This window comes from Mesorhizobium sp. LCM 4576 (assembly GCF_001854815.1).
Taxonomy (GTDB): domain Bacteria; phylum Pseudomonadota; class Alphaproteobacteria; order Rhizobiales; family Rhizobiaceae; genus Mesorhizobium; species Mesorhizobium plurifarium.
On record NZ_MDDT01000039.1, the window covers coordinates 85115 to 94589 of the forward strand.

The following is a 9475-nucleotide window of genomic DNA, read 5'->3' on the forward strand; positions in this document are numbered from 1 at the left end:
GGGTGGTCTCCTTGCTTGGGGATGGGGTCAGGCGGTGCGGTGTCGGTGATGCACGATGCGGGCGCGCAGCACGCCGCGCGTGCCGAACAGGATCGAGCAGAAATAAACGACGCCGGACGAAAGGATGATCGCGGGGCCGGAGGGCAGCGACGCATGGTAGGACAAAAGCAGCCCGGCGATGCAGGAGGCAAAGCCGATCAGCACGGCCAGCGCGCACATCGGCTCGACGCGCACCGTCCAGAAGCGGGCGGCGGCTGCCGGCAGCATCATCAGCCCGACCGAGAGCAGCGTGCCCAGCGCCTGGAAGCCGCCGACGAGGTTGAGCACGACCAGGCCCAGGAAGATGAAATGCACCGGGCTGCCCATGCGGCTCACCGAGCGCAGGAACAGCGGATCGAGGCATTCGGCGACCAGCGCGCGCCAGAAGATAGCGAGACAGGCGAGCGTCACCGCCACGATGCCGCCGATCAAGATCAGCGCCTCATTGTTGAGCGCGAGCACCGTGCCGAACAGCACATGCATGAGGTCGACGCTTGAGCCGCGGATCGACACCATCAGCACGCCGACGGCCAGCGAAATCAGATAGAAGGCCGCCATCGAGGCGTCCTCGCGCTGGATGGTGAAGCGCGAGACGGCGCCCGCGCCGAGCGCCACGATGATGCCGGCGATCAGCCCGCCGACCGTCATCGGCAGGATCTCGAGCCCATAGAGCAGGAAGCCGGCGGCCGCGCCCGGCAGGATGGCATGCGCCATCGCGTCGCCCGACAGGCTCATGCGCCTGAGCATCAGGAAGACGCCGACCGGGCAGGCGCCGAGCGACAGCATCAGCGAGCCGAACAGTGCCCGCTGCATGAAGGCGAAATCGGCAAAGGGCGCGATGAAGAGGCCGTAGACGAAATCCATCACGCCGCCCTCGGTCCGGAGCCGTGCTGGTGGTCGTGATGGTGATCATGCGCATGATCGTGATGCGCGTGATCATGGCTATGATCATGATCCTCGGGCTCGCACCAGGGCGCGTTCTCTTCCCACGCCTCGTGGAAGCGCCGTGCCTTGAGCAGGTTTTCGGGCCGCAGCGTTTCCTTTGTGTCGCCCCAGGCGACCGGCTGGCGGGCAAGCAGCAGCGTTTCGGGGAAATTCTGCCGCACCAGATCGAGGTCGTGGACGACGACCATGATGGTGCGCTCCTCCCCATGCCAGCGTTTGATCAATTGGATGAGGTCGCCGACCGTCTTGGCGTCGACCGCGTTGAACGGCTCATCGAGCAGGATGAGGTCGGCGTCCTGCAAAAGCACGCGGGCAAACAGCGTGCGCTGCAATTGGCCGCCCGACAGCGTATCGATCGGCCGTTTCTCGAAGCCGCCGAGTCCGACCGCCATCAGCGCCCTGCTGACCGACTCGCGATCCTCTTTCGTATAGCGGCCAAGCATGCCGCGCTTCGGCCATAGGCCGAGCGAGACCAGATCGACGACGCGCGCCGGAAAGGAGCGGTCGAGCTCCGATTGCTGCGGCAGATAGGCGGTGCGCACGCCCGGCATGCGGACCACCGCGCCTTCCATCGRCTTCAGCACGCCGACAATGCCCTTCATCAGCGTCGACTTGCCCGAACCATTGGCGCCGACCACGGCGGTCAGCGAGCCTTTGCGCACGATGCCATTGAGATGATGGATCGCCGGATGGCTGTTATAGCCAAGCGTCAGGTCGCGGAAGGTCAGGCAGGCATTGGTCATCAAACGTCGGTCCGCGAATTCGAGTACGCCGTCGATATGTGATGTTATTACATTAGTCAACATGGCGGTCCGGCGGAATTGTGACACGTCCGGTCAACTCGCCGTGTAGGCGGGCCGTTCGGAACCGGACAATTGGCTCAATTGGTTTCGCGCCCGCCGGCCTTGCCCCGCGCCGGCCGGGACTCTAAAGAGCAGCGACTCCCACAACGAAGGAACCTCCAATGAGCATTCGTCGCATCGATGTCGGCCCGCGCATGAGCCAGATCGTCATTCATGGCAACACCGTCTATCTGGCCGGCCAGGTCGGTCAGCCCGGCGGCAACGTCGCATCCCAGACGCGCGACATCCTGAAGACCATCGACGAATTGCTGGCCAAGGCCGGCACCRACAAGACCAAGATCGTGCAGGCGATCATCTGRCTGGACGACATGAAGACCTTTGCCGAGATGAACTCGGAATGGGACAAGTGGGTGCCGCAGGGCCACACCCCGGCGCGCGCCACCGGCGAAGCCAAGCTTGCCGGCCCGGAATATCTGGTCGAGATCATCATCACCGCGGCAATCTGAGCCGACTTCTCCTTCTCCCCTGTGGGAGAAGATGGCCGCGAAGCGGCCGGATGAGGGGTGTTGGAGGATCGCGGCGTGGAAGAAGTGGGCGCTTGAAGCACTCTTTTCTTCAGCACCTCGTTTCTTCCAGCACCCTCATCCGTCTCGGCGCTGCGCGCCGATCCACCTTCTCTCGCAAGGGGAGAAGGGAGCGCTGGCGCTATCCCTGCGACGGGGTAAACCTCGCCACCAGCGTATGGCTCTCCGCCGGATAGATGAAGCGCACATGCGTCACCGGATGCTCGGCGCTCCAGGTGCGGCGCTCGACCACCAGGCATGGGGCGCCGGGATCGATGTCGAGCGCATCGGCGATTGCCTCGTCCGCCGCCATAGCGCGGATGCGGTGCTCGGCCTCGCTCCACGGCACGCGGCCGATCAGCCAGGGGCCCGGCGCGATATCGAGAAACTCCTCTTCGGCTGCCTCGGCCACCGCGGAAAGGTTGATCAGCCGCTGCTCCAGCGCGAATGGCCGTTCGCCGGCAAAATGCAGACCCTCCAGCGCAAGCACCGCACCTGATGCTGAAAGCCCGAGCAACGCGCGGTCCTCGGCGCCGCTGCGCCGCTTGACCCGCTCCAGCCGCTCATAGCGATAGGGAAGGCCAAGGGCTTCGACCTCGATCCTGATGTCGTGTAGCTCCAGCACCGCCGCCTGCGACTGCGGCTGGCGGACGAAACTGCCGGAACGGCGGCGACGCTCGATCAGCCCCGCCTTGGCCAGCTGCGATAGCGCCTTGTTCACCGTCATGCGCGAGCAATTGTACTGAGCCGTCAGCTCGTGCTCGAAGGGGATGCGATGTCCAGGCGCCCAAGCGCCCGACAGGATCTTTTCACGGATGTCGGACAAGATGCGCTGGTGCAGCGAGAGGATCTCGCCGCCCTCGACATCGTCTGTCTCGACCAGGCTCATCGGATGGATCCTGCTTCAGCCTTGCGACAATGCGGTCATCACTTCGCGGAACCGCGCGGCGACAGCTTCGCGCTTCGCATGCCGGCCGCCGCTGACCTGTTTCCTGCCATGCACCCACACGCAATCGACCGTGCCGCCATTGGCGAAGATCCAGGCATCGAGGATCGCATCGCCTGCCTTGCCGGCCAGCGATGGATGGTTTTGGTCGAGCGAGACGAGATCGGCAGGGCAGCCGGCGGCAATCTGTGAAGGACCTGCCCCAAGCGCCCGACTGCCGCCGTTAAGCGCCGCATCGAACAGAGCCCGCCCGGTCGAGCCGCCGGCCCGCGCCAGCACGTTGCGGGCGCGGTGGACAAGGCGTTGCGAATATTCAAGCTGCCGAAGCTCGTCCGGCAGGCCGATCAGCACATTGGAATCGGAACCGACGCCGAAGCGGCCGCCTTGCTCGATGAAGAGCGGGGCCGCGAAAGTGCCGTCGCCGAGATTGGCCTCGGTGATCGGACAGAGCCCGGCGATCGCACCGGTCCGGGCCATCGCAACCGTTTCGGCCTCGGTCATATGCGTGGCGTGGATCAGGCACCAGCGTTGGTCCACCTTTGCATTGGCGAGCAGGAATTCGACCGGGCGCTTGCCCGACCAGGCGATGCAGTCCTCGACCTCCTTCACCTGTTCGGCGACATGGATATGGATGGGCCCGTTCGGCGCCATCGCAGCGACGGCATTGAGCTCGTCCGGCGTTGCGGCGCGCAAACTATGCGGCGCGACGCCGACGACGGCCTGTTCTAATGAGCGAACGCCCTCGCGGCTTTTCTCAAGCAAGCACCCGAAACGCTCGACATCATTGATGAATCGCCGCTGGCCATCGCCGGGAGCGGCGCCCCCGAAGGCGGAATGGGCATAGAAGACCGGCAGCAGCGTCAGCCCGATACCGGTATCTGCCGCGGCAGCGGCGATCCGCTCGGCCATCTCGGCGATATTGGCGTAAGGCTGCCCGTCGCGGTCGTGATGCAGATAGTGGAATTCGCCGACGCGCGAAAAGCCGGCCTCCAACATCTCGACATAGAGTTGCGCCGCCACCGCCTCGACCTGGTCCGGCGTCATCGACAGCGCGAAGCGGTACATCACCTCGCGCCAGCTCCAGAAACTGTCGGTCGAAGGGCCGCGTAGCTCGGCCAAACCCGCCATGCCGCGCTGGAAGGCGTGGCTGTGCAGATTGGGCATGCCCGGCAGGACGATGGCGTGGCGCTCGTCGCCCGCCTGAGGGGAAGCGCCGACTTCGACTGAAGAGATGCGGCCATCTTCAAAAGCGATCCTGACATTGTCCTGCCAACCGCCGGGCAGCAGCGCCTGTTCCGCAAAGATCGCCGTCACGTTCCTCTCCGAATCTGAATGCCCAGGCGACATTATCACTTGCGTCGCGTTCCAATATGTATATACATAATCGTCATCCAAGCAAATGGAAAAGATGATGGGTGGAGCAAACGGGAAGAGCGGCCATCGGGTCTGGCGCAATGCGCGCCTGGCGACCATGGCCGGGGGTGCTGCCGGTCTCGGCATCGTCGAGAAAGGCGCGGTCGCCGCGCACGACGGGTTGATCGTTTATGCCGGCCCCGAGGCCGATATGCCGGCTGCAACCGGGCAGGGCGCCGAGGTCGTCGATTGCCAGGGCCGCTGGATCACGCCAGGGCTGATCGATTGCCACACGCATCTGGTCTATGCCGGCAACCGTGCCAACGAATTCGAAATGCGGTTGGCCGGCGCCACCTATGAAGAAGTGGCCCGCGCCGGCGGCGGCATTGTCTCCTCGGTCAAGTCGCTGCGCGCAGCGAGCGAGGACGAGCTTGTCGCCGAGACGCGGCCGCGTCTCGACGCGCTGCTGGCCGAAGGTGTCACCACCGTCGAGGTCAAGTCCGGCTACGGTCTCGATGCCGACAACGAGAAGAAGTCGTTGCGCGCCGCCCGCCGCCTGGCCGACGAGCGCCCGGTCACGGTCCGTACGACCTGCCTTGCGGCCCATGCGCTGCCGCCGGAAGCCAAGGGCGACAAGGATGCGTTCATCGATCTCGTCGCCGGCACGATCCTGCCTGCAGTCGCTGCCGAAAAGCTCGCCGACGCCGTCGACGGTTTTTGCGAGGGCATTGCGTTTTCGCCGKAGCAGATGGCGCGTGTCTTCGAAAAGGCCAAGGCGCTCGGTCTGCCGGTGAAGCTCCATGCCGACCAGCTTTCCAACCTGCATGGCGCGGCCCTTGCCGCCCGCTATGGCGCCTTGTCGGCCGACCACCTCGAATACACGGACGAGGAGGGCGCCGCGGCGATGGCCAAGGCCGGCACCGTGGCGACCATCCTGCCCGGCGCCTACTATTTCATCCGCGAGACGAAGAAGCCGCCGGTCGACCTGTTCCGCCGCCACGGCGTCAAGATGGCGGTCGCCACCGACAGCAATCCCGGCACCTCGCCGCTCACCTCGTTGCTGCTCACCATGAACATGGCTGCGACGCTGTTCGGCATGACCGTCGACGAATGCCTTGCCGGCGTCACCCGTGAGGCCGCGCGCGCGTTGGGCTTGCTGGAACAGACCGGCACGCTGGAGGCCGGCAAATCGGCCGATCTCGCCATCTGGGACATCGAACGCCCGGCCGAACTCGTCTACCGCATGGGCTTCAATCCGCTCCATGCCCGTATCTGGAGAGGACAATGACGGAACTGACCCTGAAGCCCGGCAGCGCGACGCTTGCCGACTGGCGCGCCATCTATCGCGGGGCCGTGCCGAAGCTCGACGCCGCCTGCCGGCCGAAGATCAAAGCCAGCGCTGAGGCGGTCGCCCGCATCCTCGCCAAGGGCGAGCCGGTCTATGGCATCAACACCGGCTTCGGCAAGCTCGCGAGCGTCCGCATCCCGGCCGACGATCTCGAAACGCTCCAGCGCAACATCGTGCTGTCGCATGCGGCCGGCGTCGGCGAGCCGATGCCGGTCCCAGTGGTGCGGCTGATGATGGCGCTCAAGCTCGCCAGCCTTGCCCAGGGCGCTTCCGGCGTGCGCGCCGAGACCATCGACCTGCTTCAAGGGATGCTCGCCAACGACGTCATCCCCGTCGTGCCCGCGCAGGGCTCGGTCGGCGCGTCCGGCGACCTCGCGCCGCTCTCGCATATGACGGCTGTCATGATCGGCGTCGGCGAGTGCTTTACCCCGCACGGCCGCTTCCCCGCCAAGGTCGCCTTCGTCTCGCATGGGCTGGAGCCAGTGACGCTCGGCGCCAAGGAGGGGCTGGCGCTGCTCAACGGCACGCAGTTCTCGACCGCTTTCGCGCTGGCCGGCCTGTTCGAGGCCGAGACGCTCTACCAGTCCGCGCTGGTCGCCGGCGCGCTGTCGACCGACGCTGCCAAAGGTTCGGACGCCCCCTTCGATCCGCGCATCCACCTGCTGCGCAAACATCGCGGCCAGATCGAAACGGCGGATGCGCTGCGCAATCTCATGGCCGGCAGCGCCATCCGGGAATCGCACCGCGTCGGAGACGAGCGCGTGCAGGACCCGTATTGCCTGCGCTGCCAGCCGCAGGTGATGGGCGCCGCGCTCGACGTGCTGCGCAAGGCCGCCGACACGCTGGAAACCGAGGCCAACGGTGTCACCGACAACCCGTTGATCTTCGCCGAGGACGACACCGCGCTTTCGGGCGGCAATTTCCATGCCGAGCCGGTGGCCTTCGCCGCCGACATGATCGCGCTTGCCGTCTGCGAGATCGGCTCGCTGTCGGAGCGGCGCATCGCCATGCTGGTCGATCCGGCGCTGTCCGGCATGCCGGCTTTCCTGACGCCCAAGCCGGGTTTGAACTCCGGCTTCATGATCCCGCAGGTGACGGCGGCTGCGCTCGTTTCGGAAAACAAGCAGAAGGCCTATCCGGCAAGCGTCGATTCCATTCCGACCTCGGCCAACCAGGAAGATCATGTCTCGATGGCCGCGCACGGCGCGCGCCGCCTGCTCGGCATGATCGAGAATGCGACCGCCGTCATCGGCATTGAACTCCTGGCAGCTGCACAGGGCTGCGATTTCCACGCTCCGCTCGCTTCGAGCGAAGCCCTCGAGGCGGTGCGCAAGCTGGTCCGGGCCGAGGTGCCTCATCTCGACAATGACCGCCATTTCCATCCCGACATGGAAAAGGCGATCGCCTTGGTCCGCAGCGGCGCGGCAGTGAATGCGGCGGGCGCGGTAAAGCTGCCGGGGATTGCATCGTGAGATTGAACGCCCTGATAGGTCGCGATCCTTCGCGCCCCCCTCTGGCCTACCGGCCATCTCCCCCACGAGGGGGGAGATCAGCCGTCGCGTCGGCCTTCGCCAATCACCGACGTGGTAGGATGGAGCGAGGCGCCGAAACAGCCAATCTCCCCCCTCGTGGGGGAGATGCCCGGCAGGGCAGAGGGGGGCGCCGTAGAGCTCCAACTTGCGGAGGTCTCGCATGACCCCTTCATGGCTCACCGTCACCCAGGGCACGGCCCCCCTTCTGGTCTCGATCCCGCACACCGGCATCGATCTGGCCGGCCTCGACTCCCGCCTGGTCTCGACCTGGCTCGGCCGACGCGACTGCGACTGGTGGRTCGACAAACTCTATGACTTTGCAGCCGATCTCGGCGCGACCGTCGTGCATACTGCCATCTCTCGCACCGTTATAGACGTCAACCGCGACCCGTCCGGCGTCCCGCTCTATCCCGGCCAGGCGACGACGACCCTTTGCCCGACGGATACCTTCGATGGCGATCCCCTCTACCGCATGGGCGATGAGCCGACGCCATCAGAGATCGATGAGCGCCGCGAGACCTATTTCGCGCCTTACCACGACGCCCTGCAGGCCGAGATCGACCGGCTGCGTGGCATGCACGAAAACATCGTGCTTTACGACTGCCATTCGATCCGCTCGGTGCTGCCCCGCCTTTTCGAAGGCACACTGCCGGTCTTCAATCTCGGCACCAATGACGGCAGGAGCACCGATCCGTCGCTGCAGGCAAGGGTGACGGAGATCCTCGCCGCGACTGGCGAGAGCTGGGTGGTCAACGGCCGCTTCAAGGGCGGCTGGATCACGCGCCATTTCGGCCGGCCCGAGAACGGCGTCCATGCGCTGCAGATGGAACTCTCCAACCGTGGCTACATGCGCGAGCCGAACAAGAAGGGCTCGCCGGAAAACTGGCCCGAGCCCTACGACCCCAGCTACGCGGCGCCGATCCGCGCCACGCTGAAAACGATCCTTGAAACCGCCATTGACTGGGCCGGGCGCTGACCAGCGCCGCCCGCCTCGCTTGAAAGGGACAATGATGACCGATCCTCGTCACAACATCCGCGAAGTGCGCGCCCCGCGCGGCGACAAGCTCAACGCCCGCTACTGGACGACCGAGGCGCCGCTGCGCATGCTGATGAACAATCTCGACCCGGAGGTCGCCGAGAACCCGAACGAGCTGGTCGTCTACGGCGGCATCGGCAGGGCGGCGCGTACCTGGAACGATTTCGACCGCATCGTCGTCTCGCTGAAGACGCTTGGCGAGGATGAGACGCTGCTGGTGCAGTCCGGCAAGCCGGTCGGCGTCTTCAAGACCCATTCCAACGCGCCGCGCGTGCTCATCGCCAACTCCAACATCGTGCCGCACTGGGCGACCTGGGAGAAGTTCAACGAGCTCGATAGGAAGGGCCTGATGATGTACGGCCAGATGACGGCCGGCTCCTGGATCTATATCGGCACGCAAGGCATCGTTCAGGGCACCTACGAGACTTTCGTCGAGGCCGGCCGCCAACACTACAACGGCAACCTCAAGGGCAAATGGATCCTGACCGGCGGTCTCGGCGGCATGGGCGGCGCCCAGCCTTTGGCCGCCGTCATGGCAGGCGCCTCCTGTCTTGCCATCGAGTGCAACCCGGATTCGATCGATTTCCGCCTGCGCACCCGCTATCTCGACGAGAAGGCCGAGACGCTCGACGAAGCGATGGAAATGATCGATCGCTGGACCAAGGCCGGCGAAGCAAAGTCGGTCGGCCTGCTCGGCAACGCCGCCGAGATCGTGCCGGAGATGTTCAAGCGCGGCATCCGCCCCGACATTCTGACCGACCAGACCTCGGCGCACGACCCGATCAACGGCTATCTGCCGAAGGGCTGGACGATGGCCGAATGGCGCGAGAAGCGCACGTCCGATCCGAAGGCCGTCGAGAAAGCCGCCCGTGCATCGATGCGCGAGCATGTCGAGGCGATGGTGGCGTTC

At 65.6% G+C, this 9475-nt stretch carries 9 protein-coding genes; 5 read left to right on the forward strand and 4 right to left on the reverse strand.

Annotation, left to right across the window (positions count from 1 at the left end):
* Window positions 1-27 precede the first annotated feature (27 nt).
* Both aztB and aztA read right to left on the reverse strand, forming a co-directional pair.
* Window positions 28-903, reverse strand: a complete 876-nt coding sequence (aztB, locus tag LCM4576_RS21810; RefSeq protein WP_071033297.1) for a zinc ABC transporter permease AztB — start codon at window positions 901-903, stop codon at window positions 28-30.
* Complete coding sequence (gene aztA, locus LCM4576_RS21815) at window positions 903-1727, reverse strand: zinc ABC transporter ATP-binding protein AztA (RefSeq protein ID WP_071034601.1); 825 nt, start codon at window positions 1725-1727, stop codon at window positions 903-905. The genes aztB and aztA overlap by 1 nt, the downstream gene beginning before the upstream one ends.
* 221 nt (window positions 1728-1948) lie before the next feature.
* On the opposite strand from aztA, the gene LCM4576_RS21820 reads away from it, so the two are divergent.
* On the forward strand, window positions 1949-2293 hold the full coding sequence (locus tag LCM4576_RS21820) for a RidA family protein (protein WP_071033184.1): 345 nt from the start codon (window positions 1949-1951) through the stop codon (window positions 2291-2293).
* Between the two features lie 199 nt (window positions 2294-2492).
* Here the strand turns inward: LCM4576_RS21820 and hutC are convergent, their stop codons facing one another.
* Together hutC and LCM4576_RS21830 are read right to left on the reverse strand one after the other, a co-directional pair.
* On the reverse strand, window positions 2493-3239 hold the full coding sequence (gene hutC / locus LCM4576_RS21825; protein ID WP_040986551.1) for a histidine utilization repressor: 747 nt from the start codon (window positions 3237-3239) through the stop codon (window positions 2493-2495).
* Window positions 3240-3254: 15 nt separating this feature from the next.
* Window positions 3255-4610, reverse strand: coding sequence for a formimidoylglutamate deiminase (locus tag LCM4576_RS21830; RefSeq protein ID WP_071034603.1), 1356 nt, complete (start codon window positions 4608-4610; stop codon window positions 3255-3257).
* 97 nt (window positions 4611-4707) lie between these two features.
* Between LCM4576_RS21830 and hutI the strand changes: the two genes are divergently transcribed.
* The 4 genes from hutI to hutU all read left to right on the forward strand — a co-directional run.
* Entirely contained in the window at window positions 4708-5937 is a 1230-nt protein-coding gene (hutI, locus tag LCM4576_RS21835; protein WP_198540290.1) for an imidazolonepropionase, read from the forward strand.
* Complete coding sequence (hutH, locus tag LCM4576_RS21840) at window positions 5934-7469, forward strand: histidine ammonia-lyase (protein WP_071033186.1); 1536 nt, start codon at window positions 5934-5936, stop codon at window positions 7467-7469. Before hutI ends, hutH begins: the two co-directional genes overlap by 4 nt.
* A 220-nt stretch (window positions 7470-7689) precedes the next feature.
* On the forward strand, window positions 7690-8505 hold the full coding sequence (hutG, locus tag LCM4576_RS21845; protein WP_071034605.1) for an N-formylglutamate deformylase: 816 nt from the start codon (window positions 7690-7692) through the stop codon (window positions 8503-8505).
* A 31-nt stretch (window positions 8506-8536) separates the two neighbouring features.
* The coding region (hutU, locus tag LCM4576_RS21850) for a urocanate hydratase (protein WP_198540291.1) at window positions 8537-9475 on the forward strand (939 nt) is incomplete at its 3' end.